At 66.1% G+C, this 25,368-nt stretch carries 29 protein-coding genes; 18 read left to right on the top strand and 11 right to left on the bottom strand.

Features of this window, described 5'->3' with window-relative positions:
* Positions 1-9 precede the first annotated feature (9 nt).
* Together fabI and AE618_RS11110 are read left to right on the top strand one after the other, a co-directional pair.
* On the top strand, positions 10-843 hold the full coding sequence (fabI, locus tag AE618_RS11115; protein WP_054209137.1) for an enoyl-ACP reductase FabI: 834 nt from the start codon (positions 10-12) through the stop codon (positions 841-843).
* A 51-nt stretch (positions 844-894) separates the two neighbouring features.
* The gene (locus AE618_RS11110) at positions 895-1,140 is read left to right on the top strand and encodes a DUF2188 domain-containing protein (protein WP_054209154.1); all 246 of its coding nucleotides are present in this window, start codon (positions 895-897) and stop codon (positions 1,138-1,140) included.
* Between the two features lie 22 nt (positions 1,141-1,162).
* Here AE618_RS11110 and AE618_RS11105 read toward each other — a convergent pair whose 3' ends face one another.
* Both AE618_RS11105 and AE618_RS11100 read right to left on the bottom strand, forming a co-directional pair.
* Positions 1,163-1,528, bottom strand: a complete 366-nt coding sequence (locus AE618_RS11105) for a hypothetical protein (protein WP_054209136.1) — start codon at positions 1,526-1,528, stop codon at positions 1,163-1,165.
* A gap of 108 nt (positions 1,529-1,636) precedes the next feature.
* On the bottom strand, positions 1,637-2,869 hold the full coding sequence (locus tag AE618_RS11100) for an argininosuccinate synthase (protein ID WP_197280751.1): 1,233 nt from the start codon (positions 2,867-2,869) through the stop codon (positions 1,637-1,639).
* Between the two features lie 256 nt (positions 2,870-3,125).
* On the opposite strand from AE618_RS11100, the gene AE618_RS11095 reads away from it, so the two are divergent.
* Positions 3,126-3,734, top strand: coding sequence for a 2-hydroxychromene-2-carboxylate isomerase (locus AE618_RS11095; RefSeq protein WP_054209134.1), 609 nt, complete (start codon positions 3,126-3,128; stop codon positions 3,732-3,734).
* A 24-nt stretch (positions 3,735-3,758) separates the two neighbouring features.
* On the opposite strand, the gene AE618_RS11090 is transcribed toward AE618_RS11095, so the two are convergent.
* Both AE618_RS11090 and AE618_RS11085 read right to left on the bottom strand, forming a co-directional pair.
* Positions 3,759-4,850 carry a M48 family metallopeptidase gene (locus AE618_RS11090; RefSeq protein WP_082365185.1) on the bottom strand — a complete coding sequence of 364 codons (1,092 nt, stop codon included), beginning with the start codon at positions 4,848-4,850 and terminating at the stop codon, positions 3,759-3,761.
* A gap of 31 nt (positions 4,851-4,881) precedes the next feature.
* Positions 4,882-5,439, bottom strand: a complete 558-nt coding sequence (locus tag AE618_RS11085; RefSeq protein WP_054209133.1) for a LemA family protein — start codon at positions 5,437-5,439, stop codon at positions 4,882-4,884.
* On the opposite strand from AE618_RS11085, the gene AE618_RS11080 reads away from it, so the two are divergent.
* Positions 5,438-7,492: a methyl-accepting chemotaxis protein gene (locus tag AE618_RS11080; RefSeq protein WP_082365184.1), complete on the top strand. Its 2,055-nt coding sequence runs from the start codon at positions 5,438-5,440 to the stop codon at positions 7,490-7,492. The two genes, AE618_RS11085 and AE618_RS11080, sit on opposite strands and share 2 nt — an antisense overlap.
* 111 nt (positions 7,493-7,603) lie before the next feature.
* Here the strand turns inward: AE618_RS11080 and AE618_RS11075 are convergent, their stop codons facing one another.
* Positions 7,604-8,269, bottom strand: a complete 666-nt coding sequence (locus AE618_RS11075) for a sulfite oxidase-like oxidoreductase (protein ID WP_054209131.1) — start codon at positions 8,267-8,269, stop codon at positions 7,604-7,606.
* A 91-nt stretch (positions 8,270-8,360) separates the two neighbouring features.
* Between AE618_RS11075 and AE618_RS11070 the strand changes: the two genes are divergently transcribed.
* From AE618_RS11070 to AE618_RS11035, 8 genes are all read left to right on the top strand, one after another.
* Positions 8,361-8,594: an antitoxin gene (locus AE618_RS11070; protein WP_054209130.1), complete on the top strand. Its 234-nt coding sequence runs from the start codon at positions 8,361-8,363 to the stop codon at positions 8,592-8,594.
* Positions 8,595-8,596: 2 nt separating this feature from the next.
* On the top strand, positions 8,597-8,995 hold the full coding sequence (locus AE618_RS11065; protein WP_054209129.1) for a type II toxin-antitoxin system VapC family toxin: 399 nt from the start codon (positions 8,597-8,599) through the stop codon (positions 8,993-8,995).
* Positions 8,996-9,299: 304 nt separating this feature from the next.
* Positions 9,300-11,003, top strand: a complete 1,704-nt coding sequence (gene rpsA / locus AE618_RS11060; RefSeq protein ID WP_054209128.1) for a 30S ribosomal protein S1 — start codon at positions 9,300-9,302, stop codon at positions 11,001-11,003.
* Between the two features lie 243 nt (positions 11,004-11,246).
* Positions 11,247-12,536 carry an Hsp70 family protein gene (locus AE618_RS11055; RefSeq protein ID WP_054209127.1) on the top strand — a complete coding sequence of 430 codons (1,290 nt, stop codon included), beginning with the start codon at positions 11,247-11,249 and terminating at the stop codon, positions 12,534-12,536.
* Between the two features lie 73 nt (positions 12,537-12,609).
* The gene (gene sppA, locus AE618_RS11050; protein ID WP_054209126.1) at positions 12,610-13,578 is read left to right on the top strand and encodes a signal peptide peptidase SppA; all 969 of its coding nucleotides are present in this window, start codon (positions 12,610-12,612) and stop codon (positions 13,576-13,578) included.
* 28 nt (positions 13,579-13,606) lie between these two features.
* A complete protein-coding gene (gene ihfB, locus AE618_RS11045) occupies positions 13,607-13,891 on the top strand; it encodes an integration host factor subunit beta (protein ID WP_054209125.1) in 285 nt (94 codons plus the stop codon).
* A 108-nt stretch (positions 13,892-13,999) separates the two neighbouring features.
* Entirely contained in the window at positions 14,000-14,338 is a 339-nt protein-coding gene (locus AE618_RS11040; RefSeq protein WP_054209124.1) for a LapA family protein, read from the top strand.
* Positions 14,338-15,288 (top strand): ornithine cyclodeaminase family protein, encoded by a 951-nt coding sequence (locus AE618_RS11035; protein ID WP_054209123.1) that lies wholly within the window; start codon positions 14,338-14,340, stop codon positions 15,286-15,288. The genes AE618_RS11040 and AE618_RS11035 overlap by 1 nt, the downstream gene beginning before the upstream one ends.
* A 79-nt stretch (positions 15,289-15,367) precedes the next feature.
* On the opposite strand, the gene AE618_RS27300 is transcribed toward AE618_RS11035, so the two are convergent.
* The 3 genes from AE618_RS27300 to AE618_RS11025 all read right to left on the bottom strand — a co-directional run bounded on the left by AE618_RS27300 (position 15,368) and on the right by AE618_RS11025 (position 17,328).
* Positions 15,368-15,541: a DUF3309 family protein gene (locus AE618_RS27300; protein WP_082365182.1), complete on the bottom strand. Its 174-nt coding sequence runs from the start codon at positions 15,539-15,541 to the stop codon at positions 15,368-15,370.
* A gap of 120 nt (positions 15,542-15,661) precedes the next feature.
* Entirely contained in the window at positions 15,662-16,270 is a 609-nt protein-coding gene (locus AE618_RS11030) for a hypothetical protein (protein WP_156330217.1), read from the bottom strand.
* Positions 16,271-16,326: 56 nt separating this feature from the next.
* Positions 16,327-17,328, bottom strand: a complete 1,002-nt coding sequence (locus AE618_RS11025; RefSeq protein ID WP_054209121.1) for a Bug family tripartite tricarboxylate transporter substrate binding protein — start codon at positions 17,326-17,328, stop codon at positions 16,327-16,329.
* A 155-nt stretch (positions 17,329-17,483) separates the two neighbouring features.
* On the opposite strand from AE618_RS11025, the gene mepA reads away from it, so the two are divergent.
* The gene (gene mepA / locus AE618_RS11020; protein ID WP_054209120.1) at positions 17,484-18,434 is read left to right on the top strand and encodes a penicillin-insensitive murein endopeptidase; all 951 of its coding nucleotides are present in this window, start codon (positions 17,484-17,486) and stop codon (positions 18,432-18,434) included.
* A 6-nt stretch (positions 18,435-18,440) separates the two neighbouring features.
* Here the strand turns inward: mepA and AE618_RS11015 are convergent, their stop codons facing one another.
* Together AE618_RS11015 and AE618_RS11010 are read right to left on the bottom strand one after the other, a co-directional pair.
* A complete protein-coding gene (locus AE618_RS11015; protein ID WP_054209119.1) occupies positions 18,441-19,580 on the bottom strand; it encodes an extensin-like domain-containing protein in 1,140 nt (379 codons plus the stop codon).
* An 87-nt stretch (positions 19,581-19,667) separates the two neighbouring features.
* Positions 19,668-20,096 (bottom strand): DUF2306 domain-containing protein, encoded by a 429-nt coding sequence (locus AE618_RS11010; protein WP_248310831.1) that lies wholly within the window; start codon positions 20,094-20,096, stop codon positions 19,668-19,670.
* Between the two features lie 191 nt (positions 20,097-20,287).
* On the opposite strand from AE618_RS11010, the gene AE618_RS11005 reads away from it, so the two are divergent.
* Both AE618_RS11005 and AE618_RS11000 read left to right on the top strand, forming a co-directional pair.
* The gene (locus AE618_RS11005; RefSeq protein ID WP_156330216.1) at positions 20,288-20,515 is read left to right on the top strand and encodes a DUF2798 domain-containing protein; all 228 of its coding nucleotides are present in this window, start codon (positions 20,288-20,290) and stop codon (positions 20,513-20,515) included.
* A 1-nt stretch (position 20,516) separates the two neighbouring features.
* Positions 20,517-21,761, top strand: coding sequence for an amidase (locus AE618_RS11000; RefSeq protein ID WP_054209118.1), 1,245 nt, complete (start codon positions 20,517-20,519; stop codon positions 21,759-21,761).
* Between the two features lie 338 nt (positions 21,762-22,099).
* Here the strand turns inward: AE618_RS11000 and AE618_RS10995 are convergent, their stop codons facing one another.
* Positions 22,100-22,447, bottom strand: a complete 348-nt coding sequence (locus AE618_RS10995; RefSeq protein ID WP_156330215.1) for a hypothetical protein — start codon at positions 22,445-22,447, stop codon at positions 22,100-22,102.
* Positions 22,448-22,646: 199 nt separating this feature from the next.
* Here AE618_RS10995 and AE618_RS10990 point away from each other — a divergent pair, with 199 nt between their 5' ends.
* From AE618_RS10990 to AE618_RS10980, 3 genes are all read left to right on the top strand, one after another.
* On the top strand, positions 22,647-23,651 hold the full coding sequence (locus AE618_RS10990) for a Tim44 domain-containing protein (RefSeq protein WP_054209116.1): 1,005 nt from the start codon (positions 22,647-22,649) through the stop codon (positions 23,649-23,651).
* A 180-nt stretch (positions 23,652-23,831) separates the two neighbouring features.
* Positions 23,832-24,638 carry a 4-hydroxy-tetrahydrodipicolinate reductase gene (dapB, locus tag AE618_RS10985; RefSeq protein WP_054209151.1) on the top strand — a complete coding sequence of 269 codons (807 nt, stop codon included), beginning with the start codon at positions 23,832-23,834 and terminating at the stop codon, positions 24,636-24,638.
* Between the two features lie 9 nt (positions 24,639-24,647).
* Positions 24,648-25,271 (top strand): alpha-ketoglutarate-dependent dioxygenase AlkB family protein, encoded by a 624-nt coding sequence (locus AE618_RS10980; protein WP_054209115.1) that lies wholly within the window; start codon positions 24,648-24,650, stop codon positions 25,269-25,271.
* The last annotated feature ends 97 nt before the right edge of the window (positions 25,272-25,368 follow it).

Below are 25,368 nucleotides of genomic sequence, written 5' to 3'. Positions count from 1 at the left end.
ACGGTGCCCATGCTCCCCCTCATGCACAACAAGCGCGGCCTCGTCATGGGCGTCGCCAACCAGAACTCGATCGCCTGGGGCATCGCGAAGACGCTGCACGCCCATGGTGCGCAGATGGCTTTCACCTATCAGGGCGATGCGCTCGGCAAGCGGGTCAAGCCGCTGGCGGAGAGCATCGGCTCGACGCTCGTCCTGCCCTGCGATGTCGAGGACATCGCCACGGTCGATGCAGCCTTTGCGGCGATCGACGATGCCTGGGGCGGCGATCCCGAGCGCAACACGCTCGACTTCATCGTCCATGCCATCGGCTTTTCCGACAAGAACGAGCTCAAGGGCCTGTACGCCGACACCAGCCGCGAGAATTTCTCGCGCACCATGGTGATCTCCTGCTTCTCCTTCACCGAGGCGGCGAAACGGGCTGCCGAGCGGATGCCCAGGGGCGGCAGCATGATCACGCTGACCTATGGCGGCTCGACCCGGATCATGCCGAACTACAACGTCATGGGCGTCGCCAAGGCCGCATTGGAGGCAAGCGTGCGCTATCTGGCCGGCGATTTCGGCCCGCGCGGCATCCGCGTCAACGCGCTCTCGCCAGGGCCGGTGCGGACACTGGCTGGCGCCGGCATCTCGGACGCCCGCGCGATGTATTCCTGGCAGCGGGCCAACTCACCGCTGCGCAAGTCGGTCTCCCTGGACGAGATCGGCGGTTCGGCGCTGTACTACCTGTCGGATCTCTCCGGCGGAGTCACGGGCGACATCCACCATGTCGATGCCGGCTATCACATCACCTCGATGCCCGTGCTCGACGGCCTGCGTGCCGCCGATGCCGAGAGTAGCGAGTAGGGGAACCGTAGGCCGGGCCCGGCGGTTCTCTTCCCAACGATGGAGAACGCGATGGTTACGGTCAGGTATGAAATCGTCGAGCATGATGGCGGCTGGGCCTACAAGGTCGGCGATGCCATCTCGGAAACCTTCCGCTCGCACGAGGCGGCGCTGAAGGCGGCGACGGACGCGGCGGCGCGCCAGACTGTGGCGGGCACGACGGACGGGGTCGTCTATCAGGACAAGGACGGCCAGTGGCACGAAGAACTGGCCGACGGGCGTGATCGCCCGGCAACGCGGGTGGTCGATCAGCCCTGATCTAGCGTTCGACGGCGCGTGTTTATCTGGCCGTGAAGAACGTCAGCAGCACCTTGCCCTCTTCGCCGATCAGGCAGAGGAAGCGGCGCGGCTTGTCCGATCGGTCGGTGCGCAGATAGGCCTCGCCCATGATGATGCGCTTGATCGGCGTATCCTCGACCTTGGTCTCGGACGTGGCAATGGTGGCGCCGTCCTCGTCGATATAGATGTCCTTGATCTCGGGATCTGTAGCCGAGATCGTCTTGAGCGCGGCCGTCTTGCAGGCGGCGACGGCCGGCGATGCTGTTTTTTCTGACGGCGCGCCCGAGGTCGGGCCGGCGGTCTGCGCGAGCGCAGGTGCGCCCAAAAGCGTGGCGATCAGCAGGGTGGTTGTCGTCAGGCGTGTCATGAGAGGGGGCACTCGAATGGCGGGTGCAGCCTCAACGCGCGAGCCGGGCGGGAGTTCAAACACCGCCGTCAGCCCGCGCGCGGGGTGACGGCGCGTTCCAACCGACCCTCAGAGACCCAGCTTCTTCTTCCGCTGGCCCAGCGTCCTCAGCCGCAGCGCGTTGAGCTTGATGAAGCCGGCGGCGTCGCGGTGGTCATAGGCGACGGCGCCTTCCTCGAAGGTGACGAGGTCCTGGTCGTAGAGCGAGTAGGGACTGGAGCGGCCCACCACATGGACGCCGCCCTTGTAGAGCTTCAGCCGCACACTGCCCGCGACGAACTCCTGGCTCTTGTCGATCAGCGCCTGCAGCATCTCGCGCTCCGGCGAGAACCAGAAGCCGTTATAGATCAGCTCCGCATATTGCGGCATGATCTGGTCCTTGAGATGGGCCGCGCCGCGATCGAGCGTGATCGACTCGATGGCCCGGTGCGCGACGGCCAGGATCGTGCCGCCGGGCGTCTCGTACATGCCGCGCGACTTCATGCCGACGAAGCGGTTCTCGACGAGGTCGAGCCGGCCGATGCCGTTGTCGCGGCCGAGATCGTTGAGCTTGGCCAGAAGGGTGGCCGGCGACAGCTTGACGCCGTCGATGGCGGTCGCATCACCGGTCTCGAAATCGATGGTGATGTAGGTCGGCTTGTCGGGCGCATCCTCGGGCGAGATCGTGCGCGAATAGACGTAATCCGGCACCTCCTGCGCCGGGTCTTCCAGCACCTTGCCCTCGGAGGAGGCATGCAGGAGGTTGGCGTCGACCGAGAACGGCGCCTCGCCGCGCTTGTCCTTGGCGATCGGGATCTGGTGCTGCTCGGCAAACGCGATGAGCTGCTCGCGCGAGCGCAGATCCCATTCGCGCCAGGGCGCGATCACCACGACGTCGGGCTTCAGCGCATAGGCCGTCAGCTCGAAGCGGACCTGGTCGTTGCCCTTGCCGGTCGCGCCATGGGAGACGGCGTCGGCGCCGACCTTCTCGGCGATCTCGATCAGCTTCTTGCCGATCAGCGGCCGCGCGATCGAGGTTCCCAGCAGATAGACGCCTTCATAGGCGGCGTTGGCCCGGAACATCGGGAAGACGTAGTCGCGCACGAACTCCTCGCGCAGATCCTCGATGAAGATGTTCTCCGGCTTGATGCCGAGCAGCAGTGCCTTGTCGCGCGCCGGTCCGAGCTCCTCGCCCTGGCCGAGATCGGCGGTGAAGGTCACGACCTCGCAATTATAGGTGATCTGCAGCCACTTCAGAATGATCGAGGTGTCCAGGCCGCCGGAATAGGCGAGCACGACCTTCTTCACGGATTTGTTGGTCATCTTGATCATCTTCCTGCTGCCGCGGCGTTCCGAGCCCGCGGGCCGTTTTTCGAACGCAATGGCGCACTATCGCAGGCCCAACGGCGACGCAATCGGAACCTTCTGATCGATCCCGCGTCTTCGTGTGATGAATTGGTGTTGACGACACCGGCACGCGCGTGCGTCCGGGGCGTCGCCCCATCTTGCGGTTGGGCATGGAGAGGGCCAGACTCTCAATTGCGCGACTCGAAACCTAGACGACCGACTCGGAGGCTAAATGCCGAATCGTCCTGTTCTGGACTTCTGGTATGAGTTCGCATCGCCATATTCCTTCCTGAGCGCGCTGAGGATCGAACCGCTCGCCGAGGCGGCGGGGGTCACTTTGCGCTGGCGACCCTTCCTGCTGGGCCCCATCTTCGCGGCCCAGGGCTGGTCGACCTCGCCCTTCGCGCTCTATCCGAGCAAGGGCCGCTACATGTGGCGCGATGTCGAGCGCCGTGCCGGCCGTAACGGGCTTGCCCTCGTCAAGCCTGAAACCTTTCCGCAGAACTCCCTGATCGCGGCGAGACTCGCTTTGGCGGGTCGGGAGGCGGGCTGGATGCCGGCCTTCTCCAAGGCGCTGTTCCAGGCGGGGTTCGGCGAGGGCCGAAACATCGCCGAGGAAGCCGTGCTGAATGCCGCTCTGAAGCAGGCTGGGGCCGATCCCGGCGTCGCCTTTCCAGCCTCTCGCAGCGAGGAGGTCAAAGGCCGGCTCCGGGCCGAGATCGAATATGCCAAGTCGATCGGCATCTTCGGGGCGCCGACCTTCGTGACAGAAGATGGCGAAGTGTTCTGGGGCGACGATCGGCTCGAGGAAGCGCTGGACTGGTCCAAGCACGGCCGCTGAGCAGAAGCCGCGGCATGCGCGGGATCAGGGGCTTGCGCTTCCACCGCCCGGCGGGCGCGCCCAGGGTCCGCGCGCGGCTGGATCAATTCCGGCCGCCGATTCCTCCACCATCGTCTGCAGATCCTGCCGCTCCGCGACCCTTGGCGGATGAGGCGGCATGGCAGGCATCCGCCCACCGGCTGTCTGGACCAGAGCCTGCACCCGCTTGGTGACGGAAGGGTGGGTCGAGAACAGGTCGGCGAAATCGTCCGGGTCGTTTTCGAAGCACATGTCCATCACCCCCGAGGGCACGCCCTCGATATCGGCGCGGCCGGCGATCTTGAGCAGGGCAGAGATCATCGCGTCCGGGTTCTTGGTCAGCTCGACGGCGCCGGCATCGGCGAGATATTCCCGCGAGCGCGACAGCGAAAGCCGGATCACCACGGCCAGGAACCAGGCCACGGCAATCACGGCGAAGCCGATCAGGATCGCGACAAAACTGCCCTTCTTGGCATCGTCCGAGGACACCCGCACGCGGCCGAGATTGCGGAAGATCAGTTCACCGACCAGCGAGATGATGCCGGCGATCACGACCGCGATGATCATCAGCCGGACATCGCCATTGCGGATATGGGTCAGCTCATGGGCGAGCACCGCTTCCACCTCGGCGTCGTTGAGCTGCGCCAGCAGACCGCTGGTTACCGTCACCGTGAACTGCTCGTCGTTGACCCCGCTGGCGAAGGCGTTCAGCGCCTCGCTCTCGACGATGGCGAGCTTTGGCACGGTGAGGCCGCGCGAAATGCAGAGATTCTCCAGCATGCGGTAGAGCTTGGGGTTGTCCTCGCGCGACAGCCCCTGCGCGCCGGAGACAGCGCTGATGAGCCCGACATTGACGCGGAAGCCGATGAAGACCCAGGCCCCGGCAGCGAGCGTGGTGACGGGCAGCCAGGCCCAGAACTGCCGTCCGGCTTCGCCGAAGGCCGTTCGCCCACGGGGGACGCCACCATAGCCGTTGAAGACGAGCAGCAGGCCCCAGACCGTCAGATAGACCAGCGCGAACAGCCCCGCGATCAGGAAGCCCGACCTGATCCGGTTGTTGCGCATATGGCTGTAGAGCCCGAAGGCCTGGCCCAGCATCGCCGCTCCTGTCGCCGGTATCGGCCGGCTGTCAGAACTTCACGGTCGGCGCCACCTCGATCTGCCCGCGCACCGTCTCGCCGACATCGAAGAACTCCCGCTGCGTGAAGCCCATCTGCGGCGCGAACAGCACGGCCGGAAAGGCCTGTATAGCGGCGTTGAACTCGCTGACGGCATTGTTGAAGAAGCGCCGCGCGGCGGCGAGCTTGTCCTCGACATGGCCGAGATCGACCTGGAGCTGCTGGAAATTGGCTGAAGCCTTGAGGTCGGGATAGGCCTCGCCCAGCGCCAGAAGCCGGCCGACTGCGCCCGAAAGCTGCTGCTCGGCTGCGGCCTTGTCATGAACGCTGCCCGCCCCTTGCGCCGCGTTGCGCGCCGCGATCACGGCGTCGAGCGTGCTCTTCTCATGCGTGGCGTAGCCCTTCACCGTCTCGACCAGATTGGGGATGAGGTCGTGGCGCTGCTTGAGCTGGACGTCGATGTCCGCGAAGGCCTGGCCGACCCGCTGTCGCATCGCGACGAGGCCGTTATAGGTCATGACCAGGTAGACAGCGAGGGCAGCGATCAGCCCCAAGACGACCCAGCCCATGGCGTGCTCCTCAAGCGCAGGCGAAATCTCGCATGCAACCTCGCATGAAGGACGACGTAGGGGAAGATGGCCGCTGCGCGTTGCGCGGCTGGGTCTGAGCGGCGGGCAATGCGCCATGTCTACGATGTCGCAGGCGCCCGGTCCGAACCAATTTTTTAACCATTATTGTTCAAAACAAAGCGGACGTAACGTCATCGCGTTACCGCCACGGTTCGGGACAATGACAATGAGAATACCATTTTCGGGCTTGGGGCATTCCGTTGCTGGTGAAGCTGCCGCGATAAGGCGTTCCCAGGCCGTTATCGAATTTGATATGTCGGGAAACATTCTCGATGCGAACAAGAATTTTACAGACGTTGTCAAATACTCAAGGGAAGAAATTCTCGGCAAGCATCATCGGATGTTTGTCGACGACTCGTATCGCGGCTCGGCCGAATACGCGGAATTCTGGGCGCGCCTGAACCGGGGCGAGGCGATCGAGGAGCAATTTCTCCGGATCGGGAAGGGCGGCAAGCGGGTTTGGTTGCAGGCGACCTATACGCCGATCCTCAATTCCTCCGGCAAGCCGGTGAAAGTCATCAAATTCGCCACGGATGTCTCGGCGCAGAAGGAAGCGACAGCGAACCTCGAGGGCCAGATGACCGCGATTCGAAAGTCGCAAGCCGTCATCGAGTTCGATCTCGCCGGAACGATCCTCGACGCCAACGACAACTTCCTCGGCGCGGTCGGCTACACCCTGGCCGATATCAAGGGCAAGCATCACAGCCTGTTCGTCGATCCCGCGGAACGGAGCGGCGAAGCCTACCGCCGGTTTTGGGAGAAACTCGGGCGCGGCGAGTATGACGAGGGCCAGTATCGCCGGATCGGCCAGGGCGGCCGTCAAATCTGGCTCCAGGCGAGCTACAATCCGATCTTCGATGCCATCGGCAAACCGTTCAAGGTCGTGAAATTCGCCACCGACATCACGGCCAACAAACTGGCTCAGGATGCGCTGCGCGATGCCGTCGCCGATACCCGCGGTGTCGTCAACGCCGCGATGGCGCGCAATCTGACCGAGCGGATCTCGCTGCAGGGCAAGACCGGCGAGATCGCCGAACTCTGTGGCGGCATCAACGAACTGGTCGATTCCTTCGCCGAGGTCATCCGGACGGTCGCGACGATTTCGCAACAGATCACCACCGGCGCCGACCGGATCGGTGCAGACAGCCGCGATCTGGCCCAGCGCACGGAAGAGCAGGCCAGCAGCCTCGAGGAAACAGCCGCGACGACCGAGGAGCTTGCCGCCTCTGTCAAGCAGAGCGCGGAGCGCGCCCGCGAAGCGACGAGCCTTGGCGAGACGGCCAACGGCATCGCCAATCGTGGCGGCGGGATCGTCGGCGACGCGGTGATCGCCATGGAGCGGATCGAAAAGGCATCGAGCGATATTGCCGAGATCATCACGGTGATCGACAACATTGCGTTCCAGACCAATCTGCTGGCGCTGAACGCGGCAGTCGAGGCAGCCCGCGCTGGCGATGCCGGCAAGGGCTTTGCAGTCGTGGCCTCGGAGGTCCGCGCCTTGGCTCAGCGCTCCAGCGAAGCCGCCAACGACATCAAGAAGCTGATCACCAACTCGACGCAGGAGGTCGCAAGCGGCGTCAGGCTGGTGAAGGACGCCGGCTCGGCGCTGTCCGAAATCGTGGGCTCCTCGACCAGCGTCGCCGCCGCGCTCGCCGACATCTCCAGCGCGTCGAACGAACAGGCCAACGGCATCGAGGAGGTCGCCAAGGTCGTCGCCCATATGGACGACATGACCCAGCGTAACTCCGCGATGGCCGATGAGAGCGCCGGCGTGGCCCGCGAGCTTCAGACCGCGACCGCCTCGCTGAGGCAGATGGTGGAGAATTTCCGCATCTCGGGGGCTCCATTGCGGAGCCTGGAAGCCAGTGTCATGGCCGAACTCAAGCAGGCCGCGCCGCATATGGCCGCCGTCCGTGCCCACACGCCGCAACGGCCGCAGACGCCACCGCGGCGTGCGGCCGGCGGATCGGCCGGTGGCTGGTCGGAGTTCTGATCCTTTAGACGGCCGTGATCGGGTCTGGCAGCGGGTCAAGGACGAGCGGTCGATTAAGTAGGGCGGCAGCAGCGGCGTCGGGGATGAGGTCCCCGGCGCCGTTTCCTGTTCTCAATCGCCGCTATAGCGCTCTTCCATCCACGGGTCGCCGCGGTCGTGATAGCCGCGGACCTCCCAGAAGCCGGGCCGGTTGGCGGTCGTGAACTCGATCCGCTTCAGCCACTTGGCGCTCTTCCAGAAATAGAGCTTCGGCAGCACCAGCCGCAGCGGCCCGCCATGCTCGGTCGGGATCGGACTGCCCTCCCAGCGATGGGCGAGGATGGCGTCCCCGCTGGCGAAATCCTCCAGTGTGAGGTTGGTGGTGTAGCCGTCATAGGAATGCAGCACGACGAAGCCGCACTCCGGCTTCAGATGGACCAGGTCGAGCAGCGTCCGCGTCGAGACGCCCTCCCAGCGGTTGTCGTAGCGTGACCAGGTCGTGACGCAGTGGATGTCGGAGACGTCCTGCGTCTGCTCCTGCGCCAGGACATCGGCCCAGCGCCAGTGCAGCCGGTTCTCGACCGCGCCGTCGACGTCGAGCGTCCAGCTTTCCAGTGCGATTTCCGGTTGCAGGCCGAGATCGAGCACGGGCCAGTCCTTGACCAGATGCTGGCCCGGCGGCAGCCGCTCGCTGTCTGGACGAGCGATGCGCCCGGTCAGGAACTTGGCCGAGCGCGCCCAGGCCTGCTTGGTCCGGGTAAGTTTGCTGTCGGCGGGGGTGTCAGGATCGTCGGTCATCGCCATCTCATGTATATACGAGGATTGACATGGCTGATCGTGCTGGCCACATTCCCTGATGAAAGCATGATCGTCTTGCAGGAGAAAGCCGATGGCCACCACCCGCGCTTTCAAATCCGGTAACAGCCAGGCGATCCGCGTCCCCGCGGAGATGGCGTTCGAGGATGGCCAGGAGCTGACGATCACGCGTCATGGCGACGTGTTGACGATCTTGCCGAAGCGCGAAGGTCTCCGACAGGTTCTGGTAGAACTTCTCCTGGCCCCGCCGCTACCGCCTTCCGAGCCGATTGAGCGAATGGAGCTTCCCGAACGGGAGCGGTATTGAGCGTGGGCTTTCTGCTCGACACCAACGTCGATATCGATGCCCGCGACGGCGTGCGGTCGATCTTGAGGAAAATGATAGAGCATGAAGGCGCCGTGTTGGTGTCGGCTCTCAGCATCGCCGAGCTTCAGCGAGGGCTCAGATCGAACGATCTCGATGCACTGGGACGTCGGGGGCGGCTGGAGAAGCTACTTGCACACCTTCCCATCGTTGCCTTCGGCAAGGCTCAGGCCGAGGCGTATGGCGCGATGCTGTCAGCGCAAGGCTGGGTCCGTGGCCGCGACTTTGACCGCATGATCGCAGGCCACGCCATCAGCCTCGGCGCCACCCTCGTCACCAACAACGAGCGCGACTTCCGCGACATTCCCGGCCTCACGATCGAGAACTGGCTGATTGAGGGCTGAAGCGCCTTCGCCCTTGCCCTCGCGCCCTGTTTCCACTACATCGCGCCTGTCCGATAAGGCCGTGATCGATCACAGCCGGGGGCGGCCTTTTCGGCCGGCTCCCGTTTCGTGTTTGGGGCGGATCGTTCGGATGCGGATGTGAAACCGGCGGCCTAGCGCCGTTCTTCCGTTCCGGCGCTGCGATGCGCGGACGGGTGGACCAGCCTCTCACGAGGCGCCGACGGGAGCATTCGGCCTGCAACACCAACCCAATCGGGCGCTTGCCGGACATCCGCGGGATACGCGGCCGGCGTCAGGAGAATGCATGTCAGCCGTAGAAAGCTTTTCGGGCCGCGAGGATTTCGCCGCCCTTCTCGAGGAATCCTTCGGTCAGAACGAAGCCCTCGAAGGTTCCGTCATCAAGGGCATCGTCGTCGCCATCGAAAAGGACATGGCGATCATCGATGTCGGACTGAAGACGGAAGGGCGCGTCGCGCTCAAGGAATTCAACGGCCCCGGCCGTGACCAGGACATCAAGGTCGGCGACGAGGTCGAGGTCTATCTGGACCGGATCGAGAACGCGCTCGGCGAAGCCGTCATCTCGCGCGACAAGGCTCGCCGCGAGGAGAGCTGGGTCAAGCTCGAGAAGGCTTTCGAGGCTCGCGAGAAGGTCTCGGGCGTCATCTTCAACACCGTCAAGGGCGGCTACACCGTCGATCTCGACGGCGCCGTGGCCTTCCTGCCGCGTTCGCAGGTCGACATCCGCCCGATCCGCGACGTCGGCCCGCTGATGGGCCAGCCGCAGCCCTTCGAGATCCTCAAGATGGATCGCCGCCGCGGCAACATCGTCGTGTCGCGCCGCACCGTCCTCGAAGAGACCCGCGCCGAGGCTCGTTCCGAGCTCGTGGCTTCGCTCGAAGAGGGCCAGGTCATCGACGGCGTCGTCAAGAACATCACCGAATACGGTGCGTTCGTGGATCTGGGCGGCATCGACGGCCTGCTCCATGTCACCGACATGGCCTGGCGCCGCGTGAACCATCCGTCCGAGGTCGTGACCATCGGCCAGACGGTCAAGGTCAAGATCATCAAGATCAACCAGGACACGCACCGCATCTCGCTCGGCATCAAGCAGCTGCTTGCTGACCCGTGGGATGGCATTGCGGCCCGTTACCCCGTCGGCGCGCGCCTCAAGGGTCGCGTCACCAACATCACGGACTACGGCGCCTTCGTCGAAGTGGAGCCGGGCATCGAGGGCCTCATCCACGTCTCCGAGATGTCCTGGACCAAGAAGAACGTCCACCCCGGCAAGATCGTCTCGACCTCGCAGGAAGTCGACGTCGCGATCCTCGAGGTGGATCAGGTCAAGCGTCGCATCTCGCTCGGCCTCAAGCAGACCCTGCGCAACCCCTGGGAGGTCTTCGCGGAGACCCATCCGGCCGGTGCGGTGGTCGAGGGCGAGGTCAAGAACAAGACCGAGTTCGGCCTGTTCCTGGGTCTCGAAGGCGATATCGACGGCATGATCCATCTCTCCGACCTCGACTGGAACCGTCCGGGCGAGCAGGTCATCGAGGAATACAAGAAGGGCGACATGCTCCAGGCTGTCGTTCTCGATGTGGACGTCGAGAAGGAGCGTATCTCGCTCGGCCTGAAGCAGCTCGGCGGCGATCCCTTCGTGGATGCCGGCGAGTTCAAGAAGGGCCAGGTCGTCACCTGTGAGGTGATCGAGGTCAAGGAAGGCGGTCTCGACGTCAAGATCGCCGGCACCGACATGACCACCTTCATCAAGCGCGCCGAGATCGCTCGCGATCGCGCCGAGCAGCGCCCCGAGCGCTTCGCGGCTGGCGAAAAGGTCGACGCCCGCGTCATCCTCTTCGACAAGAAGGCCCGCAAGATCCAGGTCTCGATCAAGGCCCTGGAAATGGCCGAGGAGAAGGAGGCGATGGCGCAGTACGGCTCCGCCGACTCCGGCGCCTCGCTCGGCGACATCCTGGGCGCCGCCCTCAAGAAGGCGACGACCGACAAGAAGTGATCGTTCGGCCGCTACGGCGGCCGGATGTCTCGATCAGCCCGCGCGGAGAAATCCGCGCGGGCTTTTGTTTCGAAACCACGCTGTCATTCCGGGGTGGCCCGCCAGGGCCGAACCCGGAACCCACGACTGGGCGAGCCCTGGCCACTGCTGCTGGGACACGCTCGCCCCGTCGTGGGTTCCGGGTTCATCGCTGCGCGACGCCCCGGAATGACAGCGTGCTCATCGCAAAGAAGGACCTGCGCCATGACCACGGCGGCGATCGGCATCGATTTCGGCACCACCAACAGCGTCGTCGCTCTGGCCGCGGCCGACGGCTCGGTGACGACGCGCTCTTTCGCGACGAAACAGGGCGCGGTCGATGCCTATCGCTCGGCGCTGATGTTCTGGCGCGAGGGCCGCCCGCCGCAGGCTCGCATCGCGCATGTCAGCGGCCCAGACGCGCTCGACATGGCGCTGGGCATGACCACCGAGCACCGCTTCCTGCAGTCGCTCAAGACCCATCTCTCCAGCCGTGCCTTCCAGGAGACGCGGCTGTTCGGCAAGCTTTTCCAATTGGAGGATCTGATCGGCGTCTTCCTGTCGGATGTCTCGGCCGGTCTCGACGGTCTGGCCGTCACGCCGCTGGTCTCCGGCCGCCCCGTCGTCTTCGCCGGTGAACGTCCCGACGAGGACCTGGCGCTTGGCCGGCTTCGGGCCTCCTATGCCAAGGCGGGCATGCCGCAGGTCGATTTCGCCTATGAACCGCTGGGCGCCGCTTATTGGTATGCCCGCGACCTCAAGCAGCCACAGACCATGCTGGTCGCCGATTTCGGCGGCGGCACCAGCGACTTCTCGGTGATGCGCTTCGAGCCCGGCGGGGCAGGGCGCCTGGAGGCCATCCCGCTCTCCCATGCCGGCGTCGGCGTCGCCGGTGACACCTTCGACTACCGCATCATCGAGCATGCGATCTCGCCGCGGCTGGGCAAGGGCTCCGACTACCGCTCCTTCGAGAAGCTGCTGCCGATACCCGCGCATTACCACGCCGCCTTCGCGCAATGGCACCGCCTCTCTCTGATGAAGAGCCGCGAGACCATGGCCGAGCTCAAGGCCTTGATCCGCGACGCCGTCGAGCCCGGCAAGCTCGAGGATCTGCTGACGGTGATCGAATACGATCTCGGCTATGAGCTTTACCGCGCCGTCTCCGCCGCCAAGATCGCGCTCTCGGGCGCCGATGAAACCGTGCTGCGCTTCCATCAGATGGATGTGTCGATCGAGCGCACCATCACGCGCGCCGATTTCGATGGCTGGATCGCGGGCGACGTTGCCGCGATCGAGGCCGCCCTCGACCGGGCGCTGGCAGAAGCGAGTGTTCCGGCAGGCGCGATCGAGGCCGTGTTCATGACCGGCGGCACCTCGCATGTTCCGGCCGTGCGCGCGCTGTTCGACCGTCGTTTCGGAGCGGAACGCATCCATGTCGGCGATGCCTTCCGCTCGGTGGCGAGCGGGCTCGCGCTGCTGGCGCTCGACCGCGCGCGCTCCTGCGTCGCGGCCTGAGCGCCGTCCTTCGCCTTGCCCCGCCTCCAGTGCGAGGTTACACCACGGACCCGAAGCCGAGTGGAGTGCCGTGATGTCGTCTGATGCCGATCTGCTTGCCGATCGCCGCAGCCTGCGCCGCAAGTTGACGCTCTGGCGCCTTCTCGCCGTCGTCGGCGTTCTCGGCGCCGCCGTCGTGGCCGGTCTGGCCTGGACCGGGCGGACCCCCGGCTCGATCAGCCAGGCTCATATCGCCCGCGTCACCATCTCCGGCTTCATCTCCGGCGATCGGCGAACCCTCGAACTGATCAAGTCGCTCGAGGACAGCCGCGCCGCCGCGGTGCTGCTGACGATAGACAGCCCAGGTGGCACGGTCAGCGGCTCCGAGGCGCTCTACGACGCCCTGCGCCGTCTGGCCGCGAAAAAGCCGATGGTCAGCGTCGTGAACGGATTGGCGGCGTCGGGCGGCTACATCGCCGCGATCGGCTCGGACCGGATCATCGCGCGCCAGAGTTCGCTCGTCGGCTCGATCGGCGTTCTGTTCCAGATTCCCAATGTCGGGCAGCTTCTGAACACGGTCGGCGTCAAGCTCGAGGAAATCAAGTCGAGCCCGCTCAAGGCGGCACCCAATGGCTACGAGCCGACCTCGCCCGAGGCGCGGGCCGCGCTCCAGCGCGTCGTCGACGACAATTACGACTGGTTCAAGCGCCTGGTGCGCGAGCGTCGCAAGCTCGGCGATGCCGAGGTTGCGACGGTATCGGACGGGCGCGTCCATACGGGGCGACAGGCTGTCGGGCTCAAGCTCGTCGACGAACTCGGCGGCGAGCCGGAGGCCATCGCCTGGCTCGTGCGGGAGAGGGGTGTCGCCAAGGATTTGAGCGTCCGCGACTGGCGTCGCCGCAGCGAATCCTCGTCCTACGGGCTCTGGAGCGCCAGCGAGGCTCTGGCCCGTGCGGCAGGGTTCGAAACGCTGGCGGCTTTGATCGCCCGCGCCGCCGATCAGCCCTTTGGTTTGCGGCTTGACGCGCCCATGGCGCTCTGGCAGCCTGCGGTCGAAAAGTGATGTTGATACAAGCGGTTATATTGCAGCGATGATAAAATCAGAACTTGTACAACGCATCGCCGAGCGCAACAGCCATCTCTATCAGCGCGATATCGAGAATATCGTCACGGCGATCCTCGATGAGGTCGTCAAGGCGCTCGCGCGCGGCGACAGGGTCGAGTTACGGGGCTTCGGCGCCTTTTCCCGCAAGGCGCGCTCTGCTCGCGTCGGGCGCAATCCCCGGACAGGCGATGCCGTCGACGTCGAGGAGAAGTTCGTGCCCGTCTTCAAGACCGGCAAGGAACTGCGCCTGAGGCTGAACGGCAAGGTGTGATGCCAGGGCAGATCGGCTCTCAGAGCTGGGGGTAGGAGGGCAAGGCCGGCCTGCCTGCCTGCCGGCATAGGCGACGGCTCAAGGCGCGATCTGCCGAAAGGAACAGCGATGAAATCCTTCTTCAAGGCCCTTGTGCTCGTGCCGATTGCGCTGGCGGTCGTGCTGTTCTCGGTTGCGAACCGGGCCGCCGTGCGAGTCTCCTTCGATCCGATCAGCCGCGATGCCCCGGTTCTGGCCTTCGACGTTCCGTTGTTTGCGATCGTCCTGGCGGCGCTCGCCGTCGGCGTCCTGATCGGTGGGCTCGCCTCCTGGCTGGCGCAGGGCAAGCATCGCAAGGCTGCCCGTCGCAGCCGGCGCGAGGCCGCGACGCTGCGCTCCGAAACGCAGATGCTGCGCGCAGCCGTGCCCGATTCAGCGCTGCCGGCACTGACCAACGGACGCGGCTGATGCGGCTTTTCACGCCTGCCGACATCGACGCCGCGCTGAACTTCCCCGGACTGATCGAGACGCTCGCTGAGGCCTTCCGGGGCGACGCGATCGTGCCGCCGCGCACCCACCATCCAATCGAGCGTCCCGGCGAGGACGCGATCCTGTTGATCATGCCGGCCTGGAGCGCGCCCGACAGCCCGACGCCCTATGTCGGCACCAAGATCGTCTCGGTGTTCTTCGGCAACGGCGCGCGCAATCTGCCCGGCGTCATGGGCGCCTATCTGCTGATGAACGGCGCGACCGGCGAACCACTGGCCGTGATGGACGGTAACCGTCTGACGCTCTGGCGCACGGCCGCAGCTTCCGCGCTTGCTGCCCGCTTCCTGGCGAACCCGACCGCGAGCAAGATGCTGATGGTCGGCGCTGGCGCCCTCGCGCCCTTCCTGATCAAGGCCCATCGCGCGGTTCGCCCGCTGACCGACATCGCGATCTGGGCACGTCGTCCAGAGGCGGCCGAGGCCGTCGTCGCCCAGCTTGCCGGCGATGGTATCGCCGCGCGGGCCGTCACCGATCTCGAAGGCGAGGCACGAACCGCCGATATCATCTCTTGCGCCACCAATGCCAGTGAGCCGCTGATTCACGGCCGCTGGCTCAAGCGCGACGCCCATCTCGATCTCATCGGCGCCTTCACCATGCAGATGCGTGAGGCCGACGCCGATGCGCTCGACCGGGCCCGCGTCATCGTCGATTCCGCCAAGGCGATCGACGAGGGTGGCGATGTCGCCATCGCGATCGCCGAGGGCAGCTATTCCGCCGACAGGATCGCGGGCACCCTGGCCGATCTCTGCCATGGCCGCGTCGCCGGCCATGCGGAAGGCGGCGAGATTACCCTGTTCAAGTCGGTCGGCGTCTCGCTCGAGGATCTCGCGGCAGCGATCGCTGTCTGGGACAACAGACCCGCCGCCTGAGGCGATCGGACCTGTCCTCATAGGCTTCACGTGCCCGAGCGAGGCTTGTTGGCCTCGCGCGGGCACGTGCTGTCGGCCGTTAGATACGGACCGGCGCGCCGCCGATCGCACCCATCAGCCACAACACCAGGAAGACGACCAGGGCGAGACCCAGGACGCCGCCGAGGCCGGTCGCACCATAGGAGCGATGGCCGTAATAGCCGCCGCCGCCAAGCAGCAGAATGACCAGAAGAACGATGACGAGCGTGGACATAGGGGGTTCCTTCCCGGTGAGCCGCTGAACTGCGCGGCCGGATACGACGGGAGAACGTGAGCGACGCCCGGCATGTTCCCGGTGTCGAAACAGCACGCCCGCGGCCCGGTGCCGGGAGCATCAGCCCGTCCAATTCCTGGGATCGATTTCGATCGGCGGTGCAGGGGGGCGGGGCGGTGGACGGCGCGCGGCTCTCGCCGCCCTGGCCTCGATCGCGCGTCGCTTGACCATGCTGGGCGGGATCGAGATCAGGTCAGGGCGGAAGGCATGGATATGTTCGGCCAACGCGTTGATGTCGATCATGATCCAGGGAAAGATCAGGTCCCTTTGATCCTCGTCGGAGGGAATCGGCCGGATGCTGAAGCGATGATGTCCGGAACTCGACCAGGTCACCCTCTGTCGATCTCTGGTCGAGTCGTTGATCGAGAGAATATCGCTCCATCGGATGAACGTCCGCCCCCGCAGCGCGTAGCGATGGATCCCGGCGCTATCGAGCCTGACCAAGGGGACGCGTAGAAGCAGGGGCGGGATCAGGTTCGCGGCAACGAGCCCGAACAGAGTGCCGAAGCAGAGCAGGAACCCTCGCTTGACCTCGATCGGGAGGCTATCGATCCACGCGCCTTTCAAGGTGCCGAACTTCTGGTCGGCTGCCAGAAACCCACGATAGGCGAGGTAGACCGCCGCACACATCGCAACGAAGAGGGCAAACGTACGCCACCCGGCCTTCATCTCGACAATTCCAGAGGTCTGCATGCCGACAGTGTCGCACGCGGTCGGTTAAGGTCTCATTCCGCCTTGGCCCCGATCTCCTTGATCAGATCGCCCCATTTCTTCATTTCCGACTGGAGGAAAGCGCCGAGTTCGGCGGGTGTGTTGCCGACCGGCTCAGCCGCCAGCGTGTCCATCTTGGCGCGCAGGGCCGGATCGGCGAGGCCCGCCTTGGTGTCGGCCTGGATCTTGTCGATGATCGCCTGGGGCGTGCGTGCGGGAGCAAACAGCGCAAACCACGAGGAGACGTCGAAGCCCGGAACCGTCTCCGCGATCGGTGCGAATTCCGGCGCCGCCGGCGACCGCTTGGCGGTGGTAATGCCGAGGCTGCGGATCGAGCCCGCCCGGACATGCGGCAGCGCCTGGGTGATGTTGTCGAAGATCAGGTCGATGCGCCCGCCGATCAGGTCCTGGGTGGCCTGGGCCGTGCCGCGATAGGGCACATGCACCATCTTCGTGCCGGTCAGTTTCTGGAAATACTCGCCCGACAGATGCACCGAGGTCCCGACGCCCGACGAGCCATAGGTCAGCTTGCCCGGATTGGCCTTGGCATAGGCGATCAGCTCGCCGACATTGTTGGCCGGCAGGTCCTTGTTCACGACGAGCAGGTTGGGCACCAGCGCGACCATGGTGATCGGGGTCAGGTCCTTGACCGGATCGTAGTTCAGTTTCGCATAGAGATACTGGTTGGTGGCGAGCCCCACCGAGACGATCAGGATCGTGTCGCCGTTCGGCTCCGCCTTTGCGACGACGTCGGTGCCGATATTGCCGCCGGCCCCGGCCCGGTTCTCGACGACGAAATTCGTGCCCCAGCTCTGGCCGAGCTTGTCGGCGACCAGGCGCGCAAGCACATCGGTCGCACCCGCAGGCGGGAAGGGCACGACGAGCTTGAGCGTGCGCCCCTGAGGCCAACTGCTTTGGGCCCAGGCCGTGTTCTGCCAAAGCCCCGCGCCGGGCACGGCCAGCGTGGCAGCGGCGCCGCTAAGCAGCGCGCGGCGGTCGATCCTGATATCGTTCATGATCCGTCTTCCCTCCCAGAGGCGCGATGAGGTCCGGATCTTGATCGTCCGGCTCTCGCTGATGCCAAGGCTGGCGTCTCGCCCGAGGCTTGTCTATCGGCAAATTGTCGGCCCCGAGCTTGACCTTTGACACCGGTCGCGCCGATTCTCCCGGCATGCTCGCCCTGCACCGCCGTATCGCTGCCGCTTCCGTGCTCCTCATCGCGGCGCTAGCACCCGCCTTGGGCCAGGCCCAGTCGACAGCTGATGAGGAAGCCAAGCGCCGGGCCGCCAATATCGCCGCCTTCCCCGATGCTGCCCGCTCCCTCTTTGGCCAGAAGACGGCGCCAGCCAGCATGCAGGCCCGCGCCATCGGCTCCTATGCGCGTGGCTGCCTGGCTGGCGCCACCGCCCTGCCTGTCGACGGCCCCAGCTGGCAGGTGATGCGGCAAGCCCGCAACCGCAATTGGGGTCACCCGGTCCTGATTGACTATCTTGAGGAGTTCGCGCGGGAGATCCCCAGGATCAATGGCTGGCCGGGTCTTCTGGTCGGCGACATCTCGCAGCCGCGTGGCGGGCCGATGCTGACCGGCCACGCCTCACACCAGATCGGCCTCGACGCGGATCTCTGGCTGACGCCAATGCCGCGCACGAAGCTTGACCGTGAGGCGCGCGAGAACATGCCGGCGGTCAACATGGCCCGTGCCGACTGGCGCGACGTCGATCCGAAAAACTGGACGCCGGCCCATACCAAGCTGATCAGGGCTGCGGCCAGCGAGCCCCGGGTCGAGCGCATCTTCGTCAATCCGGCGCTGAAGGTCGCGCTCTGCCGTGAGGCCGGCGCCGACCGCTCATGGCTGAACAAGGTCAGGCCGATCTGGGGCCACAACTACCATTTCCACATTCGCATGAGCTGCCCGGCCGGCATGGCGAGCTGCCAGGGCCAGGAGCCGCCCAATTTCGGCGATGGCTGCGGCGAGGAGCTCACGGGCTGGATCGAGCGCCAGCGGGCCGCGATCTTCGCGCCGCCCAAGCCCCCCCGTACCGGCCCGCCGCCGAAGCCCAAGCCGCCCATGTCGCTCGATGCGCTGCCGGCGGAGTGCCGGCAGGTTCTGGTCTCGCGCTGAGGCGGATCAGCGCCGCTGCGGCGTGCTGCCCGCGCGGTAGGCGAACGGGTCGCGCTGCGGCGTGATCGCGGGCTGCGCCTGGTCATAGCCCTCCTGATCGAGCACGCCGGTGCCTTCGTCGTCGCCGAGGATCATCTCTTCGGTCGGCGGCACCGAGCCCGGCAGCGTCAGCGGGCCGCGCTGCTCGCTCGGCAGGGTTTCCGTCTGGGCGGAACCGGCCCGGTTCGAGCGCTGCGGGTTGAGCGGCTTGTTGTCATACTCCTCGAGGAAGCGCCGCTGGCTCTCCAGCCCTTGGCCAGCATGGCTCGCGACCGGGTAGCCGCCCTGCAACGCGCCCGGCGGACGCAGTCCACCCGCCGGCTGGCGCAGCAGGCCGCCGCCTGCGACCAATGCCGGAGCGCTGTCGCGCAGCGTCGGCTGCGCCATCGAATAGGGCCGAGCCGGATCGGGCGGCGGCAGGTTGTAGTTCGGCGTGTATTTGATGATCGGCTTGCAGATGTGACGGCCCTTGGAGTGCCGCGCCAGATCGATATGGAAGTGGTCGTAGTGGAACATGTCGGCGCCCGGGCCGAGCACGGTGGAAAAATGCTCGCAGGCGCCGACGAAGACCTCGCGCAGAAAGTTCTGCTCCTCGGGCGAACCGCGCCAGCCATCCTTGACGGTGATGTTGCGGCCGTCGTTCAGCCTGAAGGAGAACACGTCGACGGCGTTGCCGAAGGCGTGTTCGGAGGTCCGGCTCGTGCCGGTGCCGTTGTTCATGGCGCGGCAGGAATAGGAGCCGGCGCGCATCTCGACGACCTGAGCGCCAAGGACGTTCTGTGCGGCCGGCTGCACCACCTGCGCCAGCCAGGTGTCGGTCGTCGCGACCACCGGGCAGGACAGCGTGGCCGAACTGGTCAACCCGATGCCGCCATTGGCGAAGGCCGAGACCTTGAGCGGTTTTTCCATGCCGCAGGTTCCGGGTCCGTCGATCGGCTTGCCGCGCAGGCTGACATAGGAGGACAGCTGCACCTGGCGCGAGGCCAGGCAGGCGGCTTCCGCCTGGTCGCGCCAGGCGGCGCGCTGCGGTTTCTGGAACTGGCCGCAGCCGGCGAGGCCGGAGCCGAGCAGGCCGAGCGCGATGAGGGCGAGATGAGCACGTCGCATGAGCGATCAAATGCGACCCGTTTCGTGAACGGTTTCTCAACCCCGTGAGCCCGGAACGACACAGCCGGATTAACTTTGAAGCCGCGGTTAACGAGCGCTTAACGGGGCCGCCGTGGTCTGTCCAAAGGTGACCTGGTTCATCAGCCGGCCAGGCAGGAGAGTGAAGGCGCCAGCAATCGCGAGCCCCGCGAAGAGGCCGATCATTGCGCTCTTGTGAGCCCTGATGTTGCCGCGTCGGCGCGCAATGACCGCTTGCGGCAAGGTAACGAGGGTCAGCAGCGTGAGCAGGTGGATCGCGCTGAAATGCCCATCCCGCGTGATGAAGAGCGAACTCAGCGCCACGATGGCCATGGCTGGCACGAAGAACCACCCGATGCGGCGATGCAGGCTCGTGCCCTTGCGGGATGCCATCACCGCGATGCCGGCGGTCAGCGCTGACAATGCTGCCAACACATGAATCTGGATGATGGGCGAGGCTGTGGCCAGCGGCACGAAGGTCATCGTCTGGTGGTCCATGGATGTAAATTCGATTTACATTGCGATGCGTGCTGCCGGTGCGTCAAGGGCGAGGTGCGTCCTGGCCCCGCCTGATCGCGGTGGGCTCAATCGGCGCATCCCGGCATGAGCGAAACATCACTGGCGCCGAGGGTTTTCCGCATGCAACACAGCGGGAAGGAGCTCAAGCTTCCCCGAGAGGAGATCGGTTCGTGACTGGCAAGGCGCGCTTTATCTTTCCGGTCCTGATGGCAGGCATCATGGCCTTCCTGATGACGGCCCTCGTGACCTGGCTCAATCTCGGCCTGCCTCCCGATTTCGTCCGTCACTGGCTCCAGGCTTTCGCGGTCGCCTGGCCCTGCGCCGCGTGCGCGGCCTTCATTGCCATTCCCGTCGCGCGCCGCGCGACGGGGCTGATCATCGCCGTCATTGGAGAATAGCATGCAGAGCCTGCGCGACGTCATCAGCCGCATTGCCGGTGGCGAGATCACGCCCGAAGCGGCCCTCGCGCTCAGCGCCGCCTGCATCGCGGACAGCGAGCCGCAGATCCAGGCCTTCGCCAGCCGCCCCGACGCGCTGGTGCCCGGCATCGGCCCGCTTGCTGGCATCGCCTGCGGCGTTAAGGACATCATCGACACCGCCGACCTGCCGACGCAGATGGGCTCCTCGATCTACGAGGGCTGGCGCCCGCGCGCCGATGCGCCGATCGTCATGGCGCTGAAGGCGGCAGGCGCGACGGTCGCCGGCAAGACCCATACGACCGCCTTCGCCTTCCTCGACCCCGCGCCGACACATAATCCGCACGATCTCACCGCGAGCCCTGGCGGTTCCTCGGCCGGGTCGGCCGCCGCCGTCGCCGCCGGCATGATTCCGCTCGCGCTCGGCACGCAGACCGGCGGCTCGGTGATCCGGCCTGCCGCCTATTGCGGCGTCGCGGCGATCAAGCCGTCCTATGCGCTGCTGCCAATGGTCGGGGTGAAGCCGTTCTCCTGGTCGCTCGATACGCTGGGGCTGATGGCCGCGGGCGCTGACGATGTCGGCCTCGCGCTGGCGGCGATCACCGGTCGCCCGGAACTCGACGCGACCGCCGCGAGCCTGTCGGGGTTGCGCATCGGCATTCACGAGCAGGCCTATGCCGGCGCAGCCGAGCCTGCCTCGGCGGCAGCGCTGCGGCGTTTTGAGCAACTCGCTGCCGCCGCGGGCGCGACGCTTGTCCCCCATGATGGCTCGGCCGCGCTGGCCGAGGCCTTCCAGTCCCATGGACCGTTGCAGGACTACGAGGCGACGCAGGCTCTTGCCTGGGAGTACGCGGTTCATCGCGACGCCCTGCCGCCCAAGCTGCGCGCCTATCTCGACGGGGCTCGCGCGACCACGCCCCGGCAATATGACGAGGCGCGTCGGCTGTCCCGTCGGGGCCGCGACGCCGCGCGCGGGTTCTTCGCCGAGGTCGATGTCGTGGTCAGCTATGCCGCCCCGGGCGAGGCGCCCGAGACGCTCGAATCGACGGGCGATTCCCGCTTCAACCGGCTCTGGACGCTGCTCGGCGTGCCCTGCATGACCGTGCCGCTGATGCGCGGTCCGCGTGGACTGCCGGCCACAGTACAGATCATCGGCGGATTCGGCGCCGACGATCATGTCATCGCCGTGGCGAAGGGGCTGGAAAAGCTTGTTGCAGCAGGCGCGTAGCCGAGGTTATCCCCAAAACTGTTCAATGGTTTAACCGACGTTTAAGGATACTCTTGGCTCCGCCGCCGGCCTGCCACGCTTCTGCCCCCTTGCGGCCGCCGCCAGTTCTGCTAGCCTTGTGTCAGGTCAATGACAAAGGAGGGTGTGATGAGCCTCACGCTACGTCTCGACCGATTGGTCATGGGTGCGGCATTCGTTTTCATGATGGCGATCGTTCTGGGAGCGTTCTGACTGACGTCAGTCTCGAGTCGCAGGGACCACTAGAGCCTTAAGCCACGCCGCCGGGACATCGTCCCGGCGGCGTTTGCTTTTCTGGTGCCGGCTGGTCGCGGGGCCGCTCAGCTTTCCGGACAGGGCGTTTCGGTGACCTGCCAGGACATCATGTTGATGACCCGGCCGCATTGCGCGAGACGGCGTCCCTGCGTCGTGCGGATGCAGGCCGCTGCGCCCTCGGCGATCTTGCGGCCGTCGGTCCAGCAGAAGCAGAGCGGCTCGGGCGCCTGGGCCAGCCGGGGCGGATCGAGCGCGATGGCGGGCTCGGCTGCCTGCAGAGTGTCGACGGGAAGGAGGGCCACCATCAGCACGGTTGCCAGGCCGCGCCAGGGCAACAGGCCACGGGATGGCGCTGGGTGAGGACGTAGCGCCCCACCTTCCGGGTCGAAAAGTCGGGGCGCGATCACGGTCACGGCTGACTCCCGCGCAGCTCAGTTTTCAGTGCAACGGCCAGGCCGGCAGTCTAGCACGAAGCGCTATATCCGCCCAGCTTCCGTTATATTTGCAGATTATTGTTATATCGCAGATGCTTAGTTGGCTCGACCTTGCGGAAGACGCCGGTATGGCCCATATTCCCCTGAAGAGAGCCCAAGGGGGGCTCCGGGAGGAACCATGTCTCTGATTTCGCTCGCTCGTCGTGGCCGTGTCATCGCTGTCGTTGCTGGCGCGCTTCTGCTGGTCCCTGTTCTCGCCGAGGCGCGTCCCGGCGGCGGCAAGGCCGGTTTGGGCAGCCGCGGTTCGCGCACCGAGTCCGCTCCGGCCCGTACCGACACTGCACCCAATGGAGCCCAGCCCTTCCAGCGCAGCGCGACGCCGTCACCGTCGCAGGCCGCTCCTGCTGCCGCAGGTGCCGCCGCCGCACAGGCTGCCCGGCCGTCCATGGCCCGCAACCTGATGATGGGCCTTGGCGCCGGTCTTCTGGGGGCCGGCCTGTTCGGAATGCTCTCGGGCGCCGGTTTCTTCAGCGGCCTCGCTTCGCTCGCCGGCATGTTCGGCTTCCTGCTTCAGATCGCCCTGATCGGTGGCGCGATCTGGCTGGCGCTGCGCTTCTTCCGCCGCCGCTCCGAGCCGCAACTGGCCGGCGCTGGTGCGCCGATGTCGCGCGAGACCTACCAGCCGCAACCGGACGCCCGTATGGGCGCCATGGCTGGAGGTGCCGTGGGTGGCGGAATGGGCCGTTCCGCAGCTTCCGCGGCTCCACAGACCACGCCGATCCAGCTCTCGGGTGAGGATTTCGGCGCCTTCGAGCGCCTGCTTGGAGAGATCAACACGGCCTACTCGAACGAGGACGAGGCTGGCCTGCGCCAGCGCGTGACGCCCGAAATGTTCGGCTATTTCGACGAGGATCTTTCGGGCAATGCCCGCAAGGGCCTGGTCGACCGCGTCTCCGATGTGAAGCTGCTGAAGGGTGACCTGTCGGAAGCCTGGAACGAGGACGGTTTCGATTTCGCCACGGTCGCGATGCGCTTCAGCCTGATCAACGCGCTCTATGAGCGCGCCAGCGGCAAGGTCGTCGAGGGCAGCGCCACCGTCCCGCAGGAGGTCACGGAACACTGGACCTTCGTGCGCTCGCGTGGCGGTCCCTGGAAGCTCTCGGGCATCCAGCAGGCCGCCTGACCGATCATCGATCGAAGCTTTTGGAAACGGCCGGGGCAACCCGGCCGTTTTTCGTTGCGGGGTTTCGGGTGTCGCGCGCTCGCGATCCGTCCTATAGGCGATCTTGGCGTCGTCGGCGGGGAAGGGCGGCGCAGCCTTGATGCCTTTGCACCCCCTTTTGGAGCTCTCCCGATGTCCGATATGCGTCTCGTCGTCGTCGGTGCCGCCGGCCGCATGGGCCGGATGCTGATCAAGGCGATCCACGAGACGCCGGGCTGTGTGCTCTCAGCCGCGATCGAGCGACCCGGCTCACCCTTGCTCGGCCAGGATGCCGGAGTGCTGGCCGGTTTGCCTGCGAGCGGCGTACTGGTGAGCGACGACGCGCTGTCCGCCTTTGTCGAGGCCGAGGGCGTGCTCGATTTCACCACGCCGGATTCGACGGTTGCCTTCGCCGCGCTCGCCGCCCAGGCCCGCATTGCCCATATCGTCGGCACCACGGGTCTGGAGCCGCAGCATCTGGCGAAGCTCGAAGCCGCGGCCCGCCATGCCGCGATCATCCGCTCCGGCAATATGAGCCTCGGCGTCAATCTGCTGGCGGCGCTGGTCCGCAATGTCGCGGCCACGCTTGGCACCGACTGGGACATCGAGATCGTTGAGATGCATCATCGCATGAAGGTCGATGCGCCATCCGGCACGGCCGTCCTGCTCGGCGAGGCCGCGGCGCAAGGACGCCAGGTCGACTTGGCGCAGCAGCGCGTCGCCGTCCGCGACGGCCAGACCGGCGCGCGCGCGCCCGGCACGATCGGCTTTGCTGCGTTGCGCGGCGGCACCGTCGTCGGCGACCACAAGGTCATCTTCGCCGGCGCGGGCGAACGGCTGGAACTCAGCCATGTCGCCGAGGATCGCGGCCTGTTCGCGCAGGGCGCGGTCAAGGCCGCGCTATGGGGGCGGGGGCGCAAGCCCGGTCTCTATTCCATGACCGACGTGCTCGGCCTCGATGCCCTGTAGGATCGTGAGATGACCCGGCTCGCTGTCGCGCCGGGCGTGGTTCACTGGCCGGGCTATCTCTCTGCCGACGAGCAGGCCGCGCTGGTGGCGGATCTGCGCGAGGTGGCGCGTCTGGCGCCATTCTTCCAGCCGCGCATGCCCAGGACCGGAAAGCCCTTTTCTGTTCGGATGACCAATTGCGGTTCGCTCGGCTGGGTTTCCGACGAGGCCGGCTATCGCTACCAGCCGCTGCACCCGCTGACGGGCGAGCCCTGGCCGCCGATGCCGGACGTGCTGTCGCGGGCCTGGCAGGAACTCGCGGGCTATGAGCACCCGCCTGAGGCCTGCCTGGTCAATTTCTACGAGGGCACCGCGAGGATGGGCCTGCATCAGGACCGCGATGAGCAGGATTTCGAAGCACCCGTTCTCTCGCTCTCGCTCGGCGACACGGCGGTCTTCCGCATCGGCGGCACGCAGCGCGGGGGCAAGACGGTCTCGCTCAAGCTCGCCTCGGGCGATGCGCTGCTCTTCGGTGGCGAGGCCAGGCTCGCCTATCACGGCATCGACCGTATCCTGGCTGGGTCGTCTGCGCTGCTGCCGCAGGGCGGGCGGATTAACCTGACCTTGCGCAGGGTGACGAAGCCGGCTGGCTGACCCTTCCCGTCCATTGCGAGCGCAGCGAAGCAATCCAGAGCCGCGTGCTCGACGTCCCTCTGGATTGCTTCGTCGCTCTGCTCCTCGCAATGACGGG

Source organism: Allobosea vaviloviae (genome assembly GCF_001298265.1).
GTDB lineage: Bacteria > Pseudomonadota > Alphaproteobacteria > Rhizobiales > Beijerinckiaceae > Allobosea > Allobosea vaviloviae_B.
This window is presented reverse-complemented; position numbering and strand designations above follow the sequence as displayed.